This window comes from Pseudanabaena sp. PCC 9330, assembly GCF_055795045.1.
Genome location: NZ_JAYFES010000110.1, coordinates 44,118 through 61,548 on the forward strand (window position 1 = coordinate 44,118; position 17,431 = coordinate 61,548).

Annotated in this window: 18 protein-coding genes and 1 pseudogene; 11 read left to right on the forward strand and 8 right to left on the reverse strand. The window is 52.0% G+C overall.

Going from position 1 to position 17,431, the window contains the following annotated elements; genetic code table 11:
* Positions 1-177: 177 nt before the first annotated feature.
* Positions 178-756, reverse strand: coding sequence for a tyrosine-type recombinase/integrase (locus AC0QKW_RS16205; protein WP_473152122.1), 579 nt, complete (start codon positions 754-756; stop codon positions 178-180).
* Between the two features lie 362 nt (positions 757-1,118).
* On the opposite strand from AC0QKW_RS16205, the gene AC0QKW_RS16210 reads away from it, so the two are divergent.
* The 4 genes from AC0QKW_RS16210 to AC0QKW_RS16225 all read left to right on the forward strand — a co-directional run bounded on the left by AC0QKW_RS16210 (position 1,119) and on the right by AC0QKW_RS16225 (position 6,600).
* Complete coding sequence (locus AC0QKW_RS16210) at positions 1,119-1,412, forward strand: hypothetical protein (RefSeq protein ID WP_473152123.1); 294 nt, start codon at positions 1,119-1,121, stop codon at positions 1,410-1,412.
* A gap of 86 nt (positions 1,413-1,498) precedes the next feature.
* On the forward strand, positions 1,499-2,695 hold the full coding sequence (locus AC0QKW_RS16215) for an exonuclease/endonuclease/phosphatase family protein (RefSeq protein ID WP_473152124.1): 1,197 nt from the start codon (positions 1,499-1,501) through the stop codon (positions 2,693-2,695).
* A 92-nt stretch (positions 2,696-2,787) separates the two neighbouring features.
* Complete coding sequence (locus tag AC0QKW_RS16220) at positions 2,788-4,701, forward strand: DEAD/DEAH box helicase (RefSeq protein ID WP_473152125.1); 1,914 nt, start codon at positions 2,788-2,790, stop codon at positions 4,699-4,701.
* A 330-nt stretch (positions 4,702-5,031) separates the two neighbouring features.
* Positions 5,032-6,600 (forward strand): amidase, encoded by a 1,569-nt coding sequence (locus tag AC0QKW_RS16225; RefSeq protein ID WP_473152126.1) that lies wholly within the window; start codon positions 5,032-5,034, stop codon positions 6,598-6,600.
* 269 nt (positions 6,601-6,869) lie between these two features.
* On the opposite strand, the gene AC0QKW_RS16230 is transcribed toward AC0QKW_RS16225, so the two are convergent.
* Positions 6,870-7,682: a class I SAM-dependent methyltransferase gene (locus AC0QKW_RS16230; protein WP_473152127.1), complete on the reverse strand. Its 813-nt coding sequence runs from the start codon at positions 7,680-7,682 to the stop codon at positions 6,870-6,872.
* 15 nt (positions 7,683-7,697) lie between these two features.
* A complete protein-coding gene (locus AC0QKW_RS16235; protein WP_473152128.1) occupies positions 7,698-8,192 on the reverse strand; it encodes a rhodanese-like domain-containing protein in 495 nt (164 codons plus the stop codon).
* A gap of 158 nt (positions 8,193-8,350) precedes the next feature.
* Between AC0QKW_RS16235 and AC0QKW_RS16240 the strand changes: the two genes are divergently transcribed.
* On the forward strand, positions 8,351-8,914 hold the full coding sequence (locus AC0QKW_RS16240; protein WP_473152129.1) for a thermonuclease family protein: 564 nt from the start codon (positions 8,351-8,353) through the stop codon (positions 8,912-8,914).
* A 62-nt stretch (positions 8,915-8,976) separates the two neighbouring features.
* Here AC0QKW_RS16240 and AC0QKW_RS16245 read toward each other — a convergent pair whose 3' ends face one another.
* Both AC0QKW_RS16245 and AC0QKW_RS16250 read right to left on the reverse strand, forming a co-directional pair.
* Positions 8,977-9,303 carry a hypothetical protein gene (locus tag AC0QKW_RS16245; protein WP_473152130.1) on the reverse strand — a complete coding sequence of 109 codons (327 nt, stop codon included), beginning with the start codon at positions 9,301-9,303 and terminating at the stop codon, positions 8,977-8,979.
* 10 nt (positions 9,304-9,313) lie between these two features.
* Positions 9,314-9,973, reverse strand: coding sequence for a hypothetical protein (locus AC0QKW_RS16250; protein ID WP_473152131.1), 660 nt, complete (start codon positions 9,971-9,973; stop codon positions 9,314-9,316).
* A 957-nt stretch (positions 9,974-10,930) separates the two neighbouring features.
* Between AC0QKW_RS16250 and AC0QKW_RS16255 the strand changes: the two genes are divergently transcribed.
* The gene (locus tag AC0QKW_RS16255; RefSeq protein WP_473152132.1) at positions 10,931-11,467 is read left to right on the forward strand and encodes a universal stress protein; all 537 of its coding nucleotides are present in this window, start codon (positions 10,931-10,933) and stop codon (positions 11,465-11,467) included.
* Between the two features lie 326 nt (positions 11,468-11,793).
* On the opposite strand, the gene AC0QKW_RS16260 is transcribed toward AC0QKW_RS16255, so the two are convergent.
* On the reverse strand, positions 11,794-12,657 hold the full coding sequence (locus tag AC0QKW_RS16260) for a lysozyme inhibitor LprI family protein (protein ID WP_473152133.1): 864 nt from the start codon (positions 12,655-12,657) through the stop codon (positions 11,794-11,796).
* A gap of 223 nt (positions 12,658-12,880) precedes the next feature.
* Between AC0QKW_RS16260 and AC0QKW_RS16265 the strand changes: the two genes are divergently transcribed.
* Positions 12,881-13,441, forward strand: a complete 561-nt coding sequence (locus AC0QKW_RS16265; RefSeq protein ID WP_473152134.1) for a CAP domain-containing protein — start codon at positions 12,881-12,883, stop codon at positions 13,439-13,441.
* 103 nt (positions 13,442-13,544) lie between these two features.
* Here AC0QKW_RS16265 and AC0QKW_RS16270 read toward each other — a convergent pair whose 3' ends face one another.
* Complete coding sequence (locus AC0QKW_RS16270; RefSeq protein WP_473152135.1) at positions 13,545-14,321, reverse strand: SDR family oxidoreductase; 777 nt, start codon at positions 14,319-14,321, stop codon at positions 13,545-13,547.
* Between the two features lie 140 nt (positions 14,322-14,461).
* Between AC0QKW_RS16270 and AC0QKW_RS16275 the strand changes: the two genes are divergently transcribed.
* From AC0QKW_RS16275 to AC0QKW_RS16285, 3 genes and pseudogenes are all read left to right on the forward strand, one after another.
* The gene (locus AC0QKW_RS16275) at positions 14,462-15,058 is read left to right on the forward strand and encodes a DJ-1/PfpI family protein (protein ID WP_473152136.1); all 597 of its coding nucleotides are present in this window, start codon (positions 14,462-14,464) and stop codon (positions 15,056-15,058) included.
* Between the two features lie 585 nt (positions 15,059-15,643).
* Positions 15,644-15,925: pseudogene (locus AC0QKW_RS16280) on the forward strand (histidine phosphatase family protein); the annotation flags it as partial.
* Complete coding sequence (locus tag AC0QKW_RS16285; RefSeq protein WP_473152137.1) at positions 15,910-16,146, forward strand: histidine phosphatase family protein; 237 nt, start codon at positions 15,910-15,912, stop codon at positions 16,144-16,146. The pseudogene AC0QKW_RS16280 and the gene AC0QKW_RS16285, both read left to right, overlap by 16 nt.
* 31 nt (positions 16,147-16,177) lie before the next feature.
* Here the strand turns inward: AC0QKW_RS16285 and AC0QKW_RS16290 are convergent, their stop codons facing one another.
* Positions 16,178-17,035, reverse strand: a complete 858-nt coding sequence (locus AC0QKW_RS16290; protein ID WP_473152138.1) for a helix-turn-helix transcriptional regulator — start codon at positions 17,033-17,035, stop codon at positions 16,178-16,180.
* Between the two features lie 112 nt (positions 17,036-17,147).
* On the opposite strand from AC0QKW_RS16290, the gene AC0QKW_RS16295 reads away from it, so the two are divergent.
* A complete protein-coding gene (locus tag AC0QKW_RS16295; protein WP_473152139.1) occupies positions 17,148-17,402 on the forward strand; it encodes a DUF433 domain-containing protein in 255 nt (84 codons plus the stop codon).
* Positions 17,403-17,431: the final 29 nt, after the last annotated feature.

Genomic DNA, 17,431 nt, shown 5'->3' on the forward strand with positions numbered 1-17,431 from the left:
TCCCTACCCTTGAATAAGGGAAACGTAGTTTTTGGCACCCGTACAACAAATTATGGCAAGCGTCTTTACTCTCGAAAATTACCCGCTCGGGTACTCTTAATTCTCCTTTTCAAAAAAGAAAATATTGCCGATCATTACTCGGCCAAAGAAAATTAAAGCAGGCAGTCCGATCGGGTTCTAGCTACCCCACTGAATCCGGTCAAACCGCCTGGGGTTCGCTGCCGTGTACCTCACGGTGTGCTGAATGTTCTTGTGCCCCAGGTAAGCCTGAATGTCGCGGGTCGGCATTCCCTGCTCGGCCAGGTGGTAGCCACAGCTATGCCGCAGCATGTGAGGATGGACGGGCAACGGCAGCTGGGCCAACTTCTCGGCCCGCTCCACAATCTTGGCGATCGCATCCGTGCTCAGCTTTGCCCCCCGCTCACTCGTAAACAAATAGGAGCTCTCCGGGTATCTCTCTCTCAATTCCCCCAGCGCTTTGAGTTCATCGTCTTGCAGCCGATGGACTCCACTTTCGCCCCGCTTCAGCCGCTTAATACTGATCGCCCCAGCGTCGAACATGATCGCATCCCATCGCAAGATGACCGCTTCCCCAGCTCGTAGCCCGTGGCGAAACATTAATAGGAGTAGAGTGCGATCGCGCAGGCGATGACGCCCTCGTTCACCCGCCGCCTCGATCAGTCGCGTCACTTCTTCCAGAGTCAGATGCTCTCGACTCCGGTAGACCTCATTTTTTGCTCGAACTGGGGTGTACATGAGTACCATTCTACAAACTGTCCGTAAAATAGGCAAAAATCCGACAGTTTTGGGGCCTCAAACCCGCATTTTCTCGTGAAATGGGCTTTTCAGCTTTCCTTATTGAGAATTATTCCTACATCTCTCTCCGCACATTTTCGGATCTGACTCACCCGAATCTGGTCAAGCCCCCAGAAACCATTGTTCACAAAATCAACCCGGTTAGGTTTGGCCCCATCACCCTGTTAGGGTTGGTCTACTCTGTCTCACCTGAGACACCTGTTTTCACCCGGTTAGGTGGGGGGTAGTCACCCGGTTAGGGTTTAGCCAGTTTTCGCCCGATTCTGGGCAAATTAGAGAGCAACCCGATTCGGTGGATCTAGATGTATTCCGGTACTTTGAGTGCGATCGCCAGCGCCGCTGACTTCCTCACCTACTTCCGCAAGCTGCCGCGCACACAGCAGGACTTGATCGCGCCCCATCTGGATGAGCCCCAGCGTATGGCCCTGAAAGTGCTGAACTGCTGTAGTGAGTTGGAAGGGCAGTCAGTAGGGGCGATCGCCAACCTAGCTAAGCTGCATCAGGAATCGACCCGCGCAATACTGAAGTCTTTAGAAGGAAAGATGGTGGCAGCCGAGGTGACGGCTGGAGGAAAGCTATGGAAGCTTAATCAATAAATATTGGTTAAGAACGATTAGCTCAAATCCTAAGTATGCTGAAGCCATTATTCTTAAAGCGTAGAGCTATTCTGAAGGTCTAACCAATGGCTGATTTAACTGCTGGCGAGTGGGCAAAGATCAATGCTCTCTTAGCAAGTGACTCCACTAAATACGGCATTCCTCGCCGCACCTATGGATCAGCTGTATTGGGTTCTTTCAATATTCGAAAATTAGGTAAAGCAAATAGTCGAAGTACAAATACCTGGGACTTTCTCGCTCATATTTGTAAATACTTCGATTTGCTATCCGTCCAGGAAATCATGGACGATCTAGAGGGCTTTGAGAAGTTGGTAAGCTTGATGGGGCCTGAGTATAGCGCTATTGTTTCCGATAAGACGGGGCAATTTCCTGGTGAACAAGGACTGGGTGAACGTTTAGGGTTTATTTATAATCGAAATTTGATTCGTCTAGGCAACATTGTCTCTGATATTTCCTATGACCGTACTAAGGTACTAAAAACTATTGTTGACAACTACAAAGTGCTGGTAGAAACAGCTACGCCTTATGTTCATTATCTCCAGGCCCGTGACATTTGGCGAGACGATCCTGTTGGGCCTGAGCCAAAAGCACCAAAGGTTCAGATTCCAGTCTTTCTGAATTTTATTCGTCAGCCCTTCTGTGCCAGCTTTGAAATAGTCGGACATCCTGAGACAAAACCCTATCAAATCATGGCGGTGAATGCTCATCTTTACTTTGGTGAGTCTGTTGAAGATCGCCGCCAGGAATTTGATGCATTAATGGAGTGGATTCTGGGTCGAGTGGAGGAGCAAGAAAATACCTATTTTTCTAACTATATCTTGATGGGTGACCTTAACTTGTGTTTTGGCAACCCAGAAAAGGATAGACCGCGTATCGAGAAACACATCAAGACCTTTAATCAAAGAATGCAGGCTACTGGTAGCAGTACTAACGTCAATTTTCCGTTTTTGGATGTTCACAAAGGCTCAACTGAACCATTTCGTACTAATGCGCGTTTGAGTGAAACATTTGACCAAATTGGTTTGTTTAGTCAAGATTCGCGCCTGCCCTCCTATGCCAAGAACCCGGAGATGGGGCCTGAGCCACCCCAAGGGCCAGATTATGGTGTCGTAAATTTTGTAGAACTGTTTCGTGAGGCTCTTGGGCTACCGCCTATCGAGAGCTTAACTAACGAGGAAAAGAAAGCCTTCTTTAGGAAATTTGAACATGAGGTGAGTGATCATCTTCCCATCTGGTTACGATTGCCCTTACCTGAGGTTTAACTAAGTAGGCTTTTTGGTGTGCTTACGATGTGTCTGCTAGGCTTTGCCTCTGTTCTGGGGATAACTAAGCATAGTGGCCCATCTCAGCATCTATGGCTCTCACGATCCCCGAAACCATCCCCTCCACTGTCAGCCAGGGTGAGCAGCGCCTCTTCCACATCCTCAAAGCCAAGCTGCCAAAGGATTTCATTGTTTGGTATGAGCCCCGGCTTCAGGGCAACCTCTATCCTGACTTCACCATCCTGAGTCCCACCTTTGGCCTGTTGATCATCGAGGTGAAGGGGTGGTTCGCTGGCAATATTGTTGAGGCAGGAGAGCAGTTCTTCAAGGTCAAGGGCAAGCAGGGCATCGAGAGCCACCAATCCCCCCTACGCCAAGCCCACGGCTACTTCTGTGAGGCGGCAGAGCGCTTCAAGGGGTTCTCTATCCTGCGCCAGCCCGAGGGCAACTACCAGGGCAAGCTAGTCTTCCCCGTGGGCACCGCCGCTGTGATGAGTAACATCACCGAACCCCAGGCCCACACAGAACACCTCTACAACTTCCTCCAACAGCCCCAGGTCGCCTATCGAGATGAGTTGCTGGAGTGGGAGAGCTACAGCCCCGAGATGCTGATCCAGCGCCTGCGGGATATGTTCAAGGTCTACTTTGACTTCCCGGTGCTGACGGTAGACCAGGTGAACACGATCAAGGGCTGTCTGCATCATGAAACCGTCATCAAAGAGAAGCCTGCTAAGCCTGAGAGTGTGACCACTAAAGCCCCCCTGCCCGAAGGCAGCACTGTGATTGTCCCCCTCGACATCGACCAGGAACGCACCGCTCGCAATATGAAGGATGGCCACCGCCTGATCTCTGGGGTAGCTGGCTCTGGCAAAACCTTGATCCTGCTGGCCCGCGCCAAAGTCTTGGCCAACCGCCTGCTTGACCAACGCATCCTGATCCTTTGCTTCAACATCACTCTTGCCGCCCACCTGCGATCGCTCCTACATGGCGACTCCATGAACCCCCAGTACCAAGACCGCATCGAGGTTATGCACTTCCACGACTGGGCCAAGAGCCTGATCAAGTGGCTCCCCAGCTACAACAGCTTCAAGACTGAGGAAGAGTGCAACGCCCACATCGGTCAAAAGGTTCTAGCCAAACTCCAGCAGATGCCCGAAGCCGAGCGATGGGACTCCATTCTGGTGGATGAGGCCCACACCTTTACCCGCGAATGGTTTGAGTGCTGTGTCGCTGGCTTGAAAGACCCAGAGAACGGCGACTTGGTAGTTGTCTCAGACGGCAACCAGAGCCTCTACAAACGGTCTAAGTTCACCTGGAAATCGGTGGGCATCAAGGCCCAGGGCCGCACGATGAAGCTGGCCCAGAACTACCGCAACACCCGCGAGATTTTAGAAGCTGCCTGGACAGTGGTGCGAAATACTGACCAAGACCTCACCGACGATGCTACCTTTCCCACCGTGATGCCCGAAGTTGCTCTGCGCCAGGGGCCAAAGCCAACCCTCTACCAGGCGGGCACTAAGACCAGAGCTGTAGATGTCGCTATCGAGCAGGTGCAACGCCTGGTGATGCTGGGCTACAGCCCCTCAGAGATTGCCATCCTCTACCGCTACAAGCCCAAGAAGGATGATGCTCTGTTCAACTCCATGCTCCAGCGCCTGCAAGACCTGGGCCTACCCGTCTACTGGGTCACAGAGAGCCAGAAAACCAAAGTCAGCTACAGCGCCCGCCAACCGGGGGTAAGAGTCATTACCACGCTATCGTCCCTGGGCCTTGAGTTTAAGGCGGTGCTGCTGCTGTGGGTCGAGCAGTTTGAAGACTGCTTTGCTGAGGATTTGGAAATGCGATCGCTGGCGAGAAGACAACTCTATGTCGCTATGACCAGGGCACAGGATGAGTTGCACTTGTTGGCTGGGGGACAAGCTAGAGTAGCCGAAGCATTAGGCAATAGCGATGCGGTGAACCTTTGCTCGATGGCAGCTTGGCCTGCGGCTAGGCACCGCATCTAATTGGTAGCAAACACACTAATATTCAACGTAGTAATTTGACTTTAAAGCCTGCTTACAAAGCCCTCGAAAAAGCAGTAGATTGCTTTAGCAGAAAATGATTCGCAAAGCCCTTGAATGCTTTGCGAACGGCCTGTCATTTCTCCACAACTATGAGTTCAAAGACTTTTCAGCTTAATGGCATAGCTCGCATATTCAAAGTCCGATTCAACACGATTAAGGACGCCATGCTGTCTCATTAGTCACTTTTCCTATTCTGATGTTGTGCCAGAATCAGTCGCCTGAATGACATTGCAGAATAATTCTGCAGCAATGAGTAAGAGGAGTGGATTGGTGAACGATAAGCAGCATATGAAGAGATATGGAATTTCGCGACGTCAATTCATGCGAGGCAGTGCTGCTACTGGCTTTGCAGCAACTACAGCTAGTATTATTGGTAGCAACTTGTTGATGAAGCGGCAAGCAATCGCTCAAGAAATTTCAATGGCGATGGCTCCTAGTAGTATTTTGGAAGCTGCCCAAGGCTTGCGAGATGGATCCCTTACATCCGTTAAGCTAACTCGCCATTATCTAGCGTGTATTAAGTCCTTAGAATCTCAGCTAAATGCTTTCATTACTATTAATGAAACTGAAGCATTGGAGGTAGCCGCAGCCTTGGATGCTGAATTAGAGCGAGGCCAGGATCGAGGAATGTTGCATGGCATCCCCATTGTTCAAAAAGATATTTATGACACAGCGGGTACGCTAACAACAGTTGGCTCAGAATTTTTCAAAGGCCGGATACCTGAAACAGATGCTAGTACCGTTTCAGCTCTGAAGACAGCAGGCACTGTGATGCTTGGGAAAACCAACCTTAATGAGTTTGCAGCTGGAGTTTCAGGCACTAACTCACACTACGGTAATGTTCATAATCCCTGGAAGTTGGAGTACTCTCCTGGCGGATCTTCTAGCGGTACTGGGGCCGCAATTGCAGCCGGTCTGTGCTTGGGAGGGACAGGAACAGATACAGGTGGTTCTATTCGTATTCCAGCAGCATGGTGTGGTATTTCAGGAATACGGCCCACCTATGGCTTAGTTAGTTTGGCTGGCGTTTACCCAAGAGCCTACAGTTTAGATGTGGCAGGGCCACTAGCGCGTACAGTCACAGATGTAGCGATATTATTGGACGCAATGGCGGGTTATGATCCACGCGATCTCAACTCATCCCTTAGCCAAATACGAGGCAGCTATACTGATGGATTAGATCAGGGGGTGCAGGGTCTTCGTCTAGGTATCATAAACAATTACAGCTTTCGGGATGTTGATGCTGAGGTCGTCGCCGCTGTTCGAGCAGCAGCAGAGCAATATGCTTCGCTTGGAGCAGAGATTGTAGAAATTGATATTCCATTGTTAAGTAGTGGTCCCCTGGAATATTCGGATCTGTTTAACATTCTGCTTTATGAGTTCAACCAAATCTTGGGAGATGAATTTAACGCAGAGCCAAATAAAGCACTATTTGGCTCCACTGTGCAGAACAACATTGCAACAGGTTCCCAAATCTCATCAGATATTTATGAAGCAGCGCTACGGGATCGGCCTCAACAGGTTGCTGAACTCAAATCTGTCTTTAGTGAGGTTGATGCGCTGATCACTCCAGCGTTGCCGATGGTTGCTCCTCCGCTAACAGCAGGAGCTGATGTTTTTAATCGAGGGCGACAGTTCACTTTACCCTTTAGCTTTACCGCTCTGCCATCAGCTGTAGTTCCTTGTGGCTTTAGCTCAGAGGGATTGCCGATTGGTATGCAGATTATTGGCAACCACTATGAGGAGGCGCTCATCCTTCAAATCGCAGCCGCGTTTGAATCTGCAACTGATTATCACACCCAGCGTCCGTCGCTATACTGCGATACGTTGATGGCTTAGACCCGCTAAGTTAGTGAGTGCTCCTAAACCTTTGATTCTTTAGAGGAGCACTCACCTCTATGTGCGCTTAGGTCAGTAGACAAGCCGAAGATCAAGAGAATCATTGATACTTGAAAGCTTCTCTGAGACATAAACTAAGGAATTAGGAGCTGCCTAGAGATTCGGGCTACTGAGGGTGAGAGGTAAAACAGGATGACGCATTGGGGATGCAGAGAACAGTCCTAGATAGTCTGGAACGTGTAGCAATTGCACTCAGGTAGATGGTCATATTACGGGCTCAGAAGATGGCCCCAGCCTGCCCAGTTATAAGCCGCCGTTAGGCTGATGTTGTCCTGAGATGTCATCAGTACATCAGGGTCAGGAAACGCCTGATCAGCCCAGTCTTCAAGGTCAGCCAACGCCCTGGGGTAGATGTCATCCGGCACCCGCCACATATTGCTGTAGATCCGGCCCCGGTACGCTCCCATAAGACTGTCCACTGTACTCTCACGGGACAGGTCAGCAACCACCACAGTCTCCAGCGTAGCCCCCTGCGCCTGCAAGCGGCCCACTATATCCTCTGTGACCCCGCCAGTAAAGCCAGAGTCATAGCCATAGCCCGCTAGAATCTCTCTCCACTGCCGTCCAATGGCATCGCGGGTAGCGTTCTTGTTCGTGGGGTGGTGGAAATAGATGAACACCCCCGAGGGCTTCAGCACCCGGCGCAGCTCATCCATAGCCGCCTGCCAGTCAGCGATCAGATGGAGGATGTGAGGGGCAATGGCCACATCAAAGCTGTCGTCCTCCAGCGGTAGTGCCGTCGCGTCAGCATTGATCAACGTCAGCCGGTGTGCCTTCCCCTCCAACTTCCGCCTGAGCTTATCCATCATGGCCTCAGACACATCCACCCCGGTGTAGGCGTAACCCTGCTCGACTATGGGCAGAGCCACCCGCCCGGTGCCGATACCCGGCTCAAAGAAGGTAGTGTCAGGGGTAGCCCGCCCCAGCCTTAGAATCTCTACCGTGAGCCGTTCAGACACCTCTGGGGTCAGGGTGCGGGTGTTGTCGTAGAAGTCGGCGGCTCGGTCAAAGGAGATGGTCATGGGCTATTTCTATCTCTACTGGGTCTGTTTCCAGCCCTCATAGCTGGGCGGAAAGCCTTCTACATTGTCATAGCCCAACAGCCGCAGTGCCATCATCCCTATGCCTGTGCGGTAGCCCGTCGAGCAGTAAAGCATCACCGGCTGGTCGTGGGGTACTTGGTCGAGGTGCTGGGCCAACTCCCGCAGAGGAATGTTGATCGCCTCTGGAATGTGGCCACCCACAAATTCTGATGGCTCTCTCACGTCGATAAACAGCGTCTTGCCCTCTGTGACCTTCGCCTGAATCTTGGCCACGTCCCGCACCCCATAGAAGCCACGGGGAATGTTCTGGAGAAATGCGTCAACAGTCGTTTCAAGGCTAGCGGAAGCATCAAGGGCGGAGGCTGCGATGGTCAGAGACCCGCCAAAGGCGATCGCTGGCTGGCTCATCCACCCCTGGCTCAGTAGTAACCCCAGGCCGATGATCAGAACGAACTGCTGAAGAGTTTGGCTGACTCGGTTCCAAATCATGGCAAACGCTCTCCAATTCACTGCCTTAGCCCTACTATCCTGCTTTATCCCCAGAACAAACTTCACTAGGCCACAAAGGTTTACTCGTCGGCCTGAGCGTCTTCTGGCTGATCCGCCTGCCTTGGGTACTCTGAAATAGATTCAATCAGGTTGGACTTATGCGCAGTTGTTACCAGGCGGTCTTGGCAATGGGTTTAGTAGGGGCGATCGCCAGTTGCTCAGGGGCAGCCGTAGATCTCCAGCAACAGGCCCAGGTGACAGACCCCGCCCCAGCGATCGCCAGTTCTAATCTACCTACCGCCACCGTTGTCTCCGTGGGCGACGGCGACACGCTACGGATGGACTACCAGGGCCAGAACGTCACGGTACGGCTAGCCTGCATCGACGCCCCAGAGACATCCCAAACCCCCTGGGGGCCAGCGGCCACTGAACGCCTGCGTCAGCTCACCCCCCGAGGCTCCACTATCCAGTTCCACGAAGCCGATACTGACCGCTATGGGCGCATGGTGGCTGAGATCTATGTCAGTGGCCAGAACATGAACCTCCAGATGGTCAGCGAGGGCCATGCAGTGGTCTACACGCAGTTCCTGAGAAGCTGTCCAGAGACCCAGGATGCTCTACTCGCCGCCGAGGCTCAGGCCCGACAGCAGCGGTTGAACTTTTGGAGCCAGAGCAATCCTGTGATGCCATGGGACTATCGGCGGAGTAATCGCTCGAGCTGATTTTTAGGAGACTATGGGTTACCTAAAGGCAGGGCTTTTACTGGCGTAGGAGTCCTGAGACGCTATAACTCTTCAATGTGAATATCTGCCACTAAGGCTTCTAGCTGGATTCGCTGCCAGTCAATCTCTAAGTCATCCTGAGACAGTCCGGCCATAGCACCAACCTTGAATAAGGATGTCTTCAGCATTTGCTCTGACTGTTCTAACTCATCTAAGCTAATATCAGGGGTTTTCTTAAGGACACGAACTTGCTCCAAAATAGACAGCCAGTGACCTTTGTACCGAAGATCTAACCCTTCCGTGAGTTTAGGGTGCCCTTTCCTCAGCTCTTGAGTTGTCTCTGTGCCAGTCAGTTTGTAGACTTCCTGCTTGATTTCAGCCATCTTCATAATGGCCCCCTTAGAACTTGGTGTAACGGACAACAGTCTTAACCAGCTTCAAAATTTCCGACTCTTCTAGGTTAAAGAGATTAGCACCTAAAGCAACAGCTTTCTTGCTTGAGCGTGTCCCATAAATTTGATCTACCTTGGCGCGAACGTCTTCTGCAACATCTTCCTGTTCCAGAAGTACTTTCACCAACTCCCGCTGCACTCGGTAGGTATCATTCCAGGTTTGTAGGGAACGCTGGCTACTCTCCAGATGGCCAATTTCCTTAATCTTCTCCGACCAAGAATCGAGTAGCTGGGATAAGGCTGATGCCGTACTCACGCCCACCTTCTCAAACAGAGCCTTCAGAACTTTGCCCTTCCTCTGGCTATCCTGAATGACTTTGACGTGCTCGTTGCGGTACTCCTCAAGGATGTGCTCTGCCGCCGCTACCGTCACCTGCTTTTCCTGTCTTCCAAAGATAGTCCCCTGTTGCTCAGCTCGAATGTCATCAAGCACCTCATCATAGTTCGTCATCCGGTGGCGGTAATGGTTGAACAACTGCCGCCCATTGGCCAAGTCATAGGGAATCTGGGAGCCGTCTTCATCCTGAACGTTGTAGAGCTGTTCAGGATTTGTCAGTTTTACTCGCTTGCGGAGGCCAGCCTTATACTCGGAATTTTCGGTACCCAAGGTTTAGTCCTCAAATCAAAGCATCATCAAGTTATCTGTTCACTCTACAAAATAAACCTCGCAGACTCAGCACTCTTCGACGAATCTTGATACGATCATCCTCGAAAATTTAATACTTCATAGTTGATGAAGCCTTGGTTGCTCTGTATGGGTATGCCTAGGGCAATTTCGACAGTGGTACGGATAAGCGATAGAAGTAATCTGAGACGATGATTGATCCACAGCACTGCGCCCAGGCGATCGCCGCTACCTGCTGATAGCCAGAACAATGGGCTTTGTAGTGTCTGAGGAATCTAACGACCTGGCCTGGGTGTCCCTGGCGGAGGTGGCCACCATCAGCCCCTCAACGGCTTTACGACGAATGGCTCAAAAGCTTTCTGCCTAGCGATCCCCTTCCCTGGGCAACCTAACCCCATTAGATGCATCAAAAAAGCCCCCGCTGAACGCTATTGGGTAGCCACAGTAGGGGTTTTCTTTAGGCAGGAGCCAGATGGAGATCTACTCGTCCCCGAAAAGGTGGACTATCTAGCCAGAAGAAACTATGACTGAACCTATCACCTTCCCTGCTCCACGGGCTTTTGCTGCTGGGTAATCATCCCCGAACTCGCGGCCCTGACCGATGGCGAAACCTACCCCACCAGCCAGAATGCCCTCGACGCTGGCTGTAGCCTGGTGTACTGCACTACAGGGCCACAGATCGACTTTAGCCGCTGCCGCCTCTACGAGTGAAGAAGCCTTGGGCTTTGGCTTCCAGCAGAGAAATCCGGCCAATGTTACGTTAATGCATCGACTTTCACCTGTGTTTGAGTCGAGATAGAGAATGGAGATATAGGGTGCGCCGTATTACCTTTATGCCTAAAGGTGCCTTGTGCTGTGCGATCGCAGCCTCCCTGGGAAATACCACTGCCACAATCTCAGCTTCCGGCTAGACATCCCATCGAATGAGAGGTGTCCAGTATGTTTCAGAAAATCTTAGTTGCCATCGACCGCTCTAACATCAGCCATCAGGCTTTTGAGATTGGCCTTTCCCTGGCTAAAGCGACTGGAGCTAGTGTGACCCTGCTGCACATTCTGTCGCAGGAGGATGAAGAAGCTCCCCATCGGCCTATCTTGATTGGGAAAGACTTTTATCCTAAGGGCTCAAGCCGTAGCGTCCTCCAAATCTATAACGACCTGTGGACAACCTACGAAGAGAGAGGCTTGACGTTGCTACGTTCCCGAGGTGATGAAGCTGTTGCCCAAGGTATTGCCACTGAGATTATCCAAAGGGAGGGAAGGCCAGGGCCAACCATTTGTGAGATTGCCTTGGAAGCTAGAGCTGACCTGGTTATCCTGGGCCGTCAGGGTGAGGGGGCGGCACTGAACGATCTGCTCCTCGGCAGTGTTAGCAGCTATGTGCTGCACCATGCTCCCTGCTCGGTGTTGGTCATCCCTCGAAACGCTGGCACCGGACTAGCGCATGAGACTAACCAGGCGGCATCAGTCGCGGCATAGGCAATCTGTGACCCCACAGTGCTTTGCGGCTGAGTGATAAAGGCTCACCAACCAGTATCGGTCGGGGTGGCCACCACCAAAACCCTGGCCAAGATCGCTAACCACCAGGCCAAGCAGCAGGGGGGCGTCGCAGCGGTTTACAACCCAGTGGGATGAGCTGGTGGTGGCCAGGTAGCCTTTTCCTGCGATCGCCCCCTTCAGCCTGGGCACTATAGGCCCACAGCGGACAAGAGCGGATCGCTATCCATAGGCGATCTGCACCCTGAATCTGAAACCTCTGAGACTGCCGCTGGTCTTGGAGGTTTTGTTACTGAAGTAATTTCACCTCAAGGCATATTGAATTTTTCATCGCAGTCATCTAAAAGCGTTCCAGCATTCTCAAGTTGTTCAACATTGTAGTGTTTGAGTGGAGAAATGCTCAGATCTCCATTGTCAACTTTAAACTGATTACCCTCATCATCAAAAATAGTCGTTTCAACCTCATTAGCTGATTTCAATACTTTTCTAAAACAAGCTCCATCACTGTTGACATATCCCTCAAACCCTATTGCGACTTTGCCTCGCCTGCGTAATACAAGAATGTATTTTCCTCCATCAAAAGGAGGCTCTTCAGGGCTTAGAAGATAGTCCCCATCTTCCGTAAAGTCTTGCAATTTTCTTGGCAGAAAAGAAGAGTCCTTAATAAGACTTGGGGAGGTGTCTTGGGAAGTATTAGGAGAAGTGCTTTGAGGAGGATTGTCACTGCTAAACCCTCGCAGCATATACAAAAGCTTGGTAGTACGGTCTCGGTTGAAGTCAGTTCTACAATCTGCATGAATCAGATTTGGCGTGGCACCCTGTAAGCCATCATGTTGAGCTAACCTCCTCTCCAAGTTGCAATAACTATCGCGGTAAGTCATCCATGCCTCATGATCATCCTCGATCAGGCTTGTCCAAGCCTTATTTCCGTCTAGAGGGGCTACTGAAGCCACTACAGCCATTAATTGTTCGTAAGCCTGTTTTGCTTCAGCTTCTGTAGTCTCAGCATTCTCATATGAGCAGCTTGGATCAACACTACAGGAGTCTGATTCATCGTTTTCTAATCCAGCTATTGTTGGAGGAGTTGCTTTAGGACTGGGTTCGGAAGTTGGAGTAGGGCTTGGTTGAGGATCTGGGACGCTGCTTTGTTCCTCGCTTTTGCAACTCGCCATGAGAACGAGCAAACTAATTATCAGGGGAGACATCAATCTAAAGGAAGCTTGCCTCATGCTTTTACCCACTTTGATCTGAAAGGATGACAGGTCTAAACTATCAACAAAAACTATGAAAAGGAAGTCTATTTCAGGAAGCTATACATTCCTATGTGGATATCAACATAGTCACAACTGTCTTACTTATTAATTAGGTTGAATTAGCCCATCTCCTCACTGGGCAGTGGTTCTCTCTGCCTTGATGTTTGGCAGCTATGCTCTGGTACAGCTTCACCAGCTTTTCTTTCAGAACAATGGCGCGGGCGGCCCCGGCTGGGCGATCGGTCAACCTCAGACTCAGTGGAATTTCCGCCTGGGGAATCAGCCGCTGCCTGAACTCAGAGCGCTGGCGCTGGCGCTGGTGAACCGCGATCGCCAGTTGAATGGTCTACCACCCCTGGTCGAAGACCCGCTGCTCTCTCAGGTGGCCCAGCGCCACGCCGAAGACATGCTGAAGCGCCAGTTCTACAATCACGTCAACCCCGATGGCCAAAATCCCTCAGACCGATTTATGGCCATGGGTAGCAAAGTTGGGGCCGGGGAAAACATCATGCAGCAGAAGGAGGGAATGCCTAGGGCTCTTTCCCTTGGCCTGATAGAGGAATATCAGAAGGGGTGGATGTATAGCCCTGGCCACCGTGAGAACCTGCTAACCCCGGACTACACCACCTTTGGCTATGGCATTGTGGCCAATCCTTTGGGGACTGAGATCTATGCCGTGCAGATGTTTAGCTTTCCGCCTTAACTTTTAATGAGAGATGCAAGTTACCCCCTAACATCCTGGGACACCCGCGCTTAGAACAACTCTATCTAAGCGATAGCTCAGCAGGGGCAGTACTTGAGGCTGGCTATAGCCCTGGTGTCGTCTGCTCAAACAACGCTTGAAAGTCCTGAGTGACTACCGCCCCAGGTGTACCCTCTGGCTTAGAAATCACATCAAAGGCTTTGTTGAGGGCAGCGGGCGATCTCAGAGCTTGTACCACCACTTCCGCCACATCGGCACGGGGAATCGAGGTAGGAATGCCCTCGGGAGGATTGACCAGCATTGTGTCGTCTTTACCCACCAATAGCTCTCGCTGGCCCCCCGGCTGATCCTGTAGCCCTCCGGCTCGAATGATGGTGTAGTTGATGCCGGAGTCGATTAGATAGGCTTCTGCTTTGCGTTTCCAGATCAAGATGTTGCCGTTGGCCATGCGGTTGAGGGGATGTTGCTCGTTAGTGCCGCCCATAGAGCCGACGAGAACGATGTGCTTTACTCCAGCCGCCTTAGCCGCGTCGATTTGGTTAATTTGGCCCTGGTAATCAACCTGTTCTGGGGTGCCGCCCTCAGGGTAGAAAAACTCTGGCCGCTGCCCTGACTCTGGTGGAGCCTTCATCTGGGGTATTGCACTAGTCAGAATCACCAGGACATCACAGCCTTCTAGAGCCACTTTGAGTCGATCTGGGTCGCTGATGTCGCCCACGTAAAAGCCTTCGGTGCTGTCGAAGAGTTCATTCACCTTTGCCTCAGATCGGGCAAACCCCCTAACTACAAACTGCTCAGGCCGCTGCTGAAGCTTCTGAACGACGATAGACCCCATGCGCCCGGTCGCGCCAGTGACTAAAACTTGGAGAGGAACGGTCATAGCAGTCTCTTCTGGTAGTTGGATGTTCAGACTTTAGAGCAAGTCAGAGATTACACTTTATTGCCACCGCCCAAAGGAAATTACGGCTGGCCTAACGTCATAGATATGTTCACTATGAACCCATTCAAGGAGAACAGACTATGGCAGCTAAGATCCTGATGCTGGTTGGTGACTTTGTAGAAGATTATGAGGTGATGGTGCCCTTCCAGACGCTACAGATGGTGGGCCATACCGTTCATGCCGTATGCCCAAACAAGAAGTCTGGGGAGTTTGTGCGTACCGCCGTCCACGACTTCGAGGGCGACCAAACTTACTCTGAAAAGCCAGGTCACAACTTTACTCTGAATGCCACGTTTGCTGACATCAACCCCGCTGACTACGATGCTCTGGTCATTCCTGGTGGTCGCGCCCCAGAGTACATTCGCCTCAACCAGGATGTGATCGCTGCCGTCCAGCACTTTGCCAAGGCCAATAAGCCGATTGCGGCAATTTGCCATGGTGCCCAACTCCTCGCCGCCGCTGGTGTGATCAATGGCAAACGCTGCTCGGCTTATCCCGCCTGTGGCCCAGAGGTGAATGCTGCGGGTGGACAGTTTGTTGAGGTGCCGGTGACTGAAGCTGTGGTGGATGGCAACCTGGTGACCGCTCCCGCCTGGCCTGCTCATCCTCGGTGGTTAGCTGAGTTCTTGACGGTTTTGGGCACCCGCATTGAACATGCCCAGTTAGCGATGGTCTAGGCCATAGGGCTCTTTGCCTTTGGTAAACCCTCAATCCCCAGTCTTACAGCGCTTCCGCGAACCATCGCCAAAAGCAAGGGGGAGCCTGCTACTCTAGCCCCAGCGGAATTTCACTTCAGCTCCTGGCATGATCGCTGGGGGCTTTTGCTGTCAGCGTCTTGGTGAAGTGCGATCGCACTCTCGGCAGTGGGTCTATGCTGCTGACCAGTGCGATCGCACGGCGGTGTTTGCTGGATGGATGGGGCGGTTGAGGCGATCGCCTATAGCAATGTGCCATAGCTGGTCAGCCATGGGGTTCTGAGGCTTATAAGGGCAGAGAAAGCATGGCAAAATCTCTAGTCACTTCCGCCAGGGCCAGCGGGCACCCATCTCTGTTGCCGCTGACCAGAATAGGTACAGCGCAAAGATAGAGACACCAGCTAGAAAGGGCAGAATGTCGTCAGGCATAGCGTAATTTCACCTGGGCCATGGAACCATCGAACATACCTATCCTGCCAAAGCTTCTGCTCATTCGCCACGACCCCTCTCAATGTTAAGGGCTAGGTTCACAGGCAGCAGGACACCACAGGACCCGATGAGACTGGCCGCTGGCAGGCTTTGCGCCTGGTGGAGGTATGCCGGGGGTATGGAGTGCGATCTATCCTGGCCTCTCCCGAACAACGAGCGTTAGAGACAGCCCAGATTGTCGCTGATGCCCTAGTGGTGCCCCTGCAATGCTCTGGGGCGCTGCGAGAGCGGAACTGGGGCAAATGGTCGGGTGAGCCATGGCAGCAGATTCACGAACGGCTGAAGCCCATGTCGCTGGAGGAACGGTATACCTTTGTGCCCCTGGGGGCGAGTCGTGGCAGCAGATGGATCAGCGGTTGATGGGCTGTGTTAAGGCTTGGCAAGGGCTGTCTGAGTCTATAGCGGTGGTGGCCCATGGAGGGCTGCTGCGGGCCTTGATACCCCTGCTGCTGAATGAGTCTAGGGAGTCCAGCCTTCGCTATGACCTGGCTAATGCTTCGGTGTCAGTGTTTGGGGTGGGGGCTGAGGAGTTTGAAGTGATGGGGTTGAATGATGTGGGGCATTTGGAGGATGGGGGTTGAGGTTGTTTCAGCCATGACCAGCGGGCCTCTATCAAGGTTGATAGTGCTCAACCAACCGTCTTAGTTCCTGCACAAATTTTTCACGGATGGAGAGTGGACTCGAAATCAGACAATCGGCCCCATAACGGCGCACCTCGCGGAAAAACCAGAAGGTGTTGCTAACTCGACGCACTACCCGCCGCTGCTGTACGTCGGGCTGCCATTCATTGACTAGATCGGCCTTTGTTTTGGATCGATAGCCGAAGGCTAAACCTCCCAAGAGTAAGAATTCAACTTCAATATGGCTAAGTTCAGGTTGCCAGTGCCCCTCAGCAGAGGAAATTACGGCTTCAGAGGGAATGCGGTCTAGGCGTAGCGACCAATTATGGCGTAAGGCATCTACATCCTGATTACCTTCTGTTTCGTCACACCAGCAGTCAAGATATTGACGGTCTTCATGGCGCTCGATCTTGGCATGGCGCACAGTGAAGTACCACAAACGATCGGCAGCGTCCTGGTAGGTGAGACGAAAGGGTCGCTGCTGGCGAATACTGCGGTCAATATCAATGCGCCAGGGGGCACTAGGCTGCTCCACCCAAGCTTGAATTTCTTGTCGAAGGGGGTGGTTCAACTCACTGCGCTCTAGCAGCAGGTTGGCCAGAGAAAGGGCTTCATTGAGATAGCCTTCGTCTTTAAGCAGGTTGAGGGCGCGGTTGAGGGTGTCAATGCGATCGCGGCTCCAGTCGTGGTTGGCGGCCAGGCGGAGTTGACCACGGGCGATCGCCTTCATCAGTTTTGACACGTTGGGATTGTCACCCCAGGTTTGGCCAAATTCCAGCGCAAGCCCTTCTAGTTGGGCTTTTTCAGCTTCATCGATGGATAGGGTGATGGAGCGGTTTTTACGAGTCATGGGCAATCGCGCCTAAATGCACGGACACTTTGTCCGTTTATCTATTGATCAATTTCATTATCGCGGTCAATATGGAGCCATGCAATAAGACACGGATACTTTGTGAGGCTAAATGACACGTCATGAGCGGGCACTCCTGGAACGCATCACGGTTAATCCTAAGATTCTCAACGGCAGGCCAGTTATTCGGAATTTACCGCTGGCAGTTGAACAGATTTTGGCAATGCTAGCGGTGGGGGAGAGCTATGAGGCGGTGTTAAACGCCAACCCATTACTTGAGCACGAGGATATTTTGGCTTGTCTGGAGTATGCCCATCGTTTGGTGGCTTGTATGCGGTTAGCGGGGGCCGATTTACCACCTGATTGAAAATTATTTGCTGCGGCAGGTAAATCCAC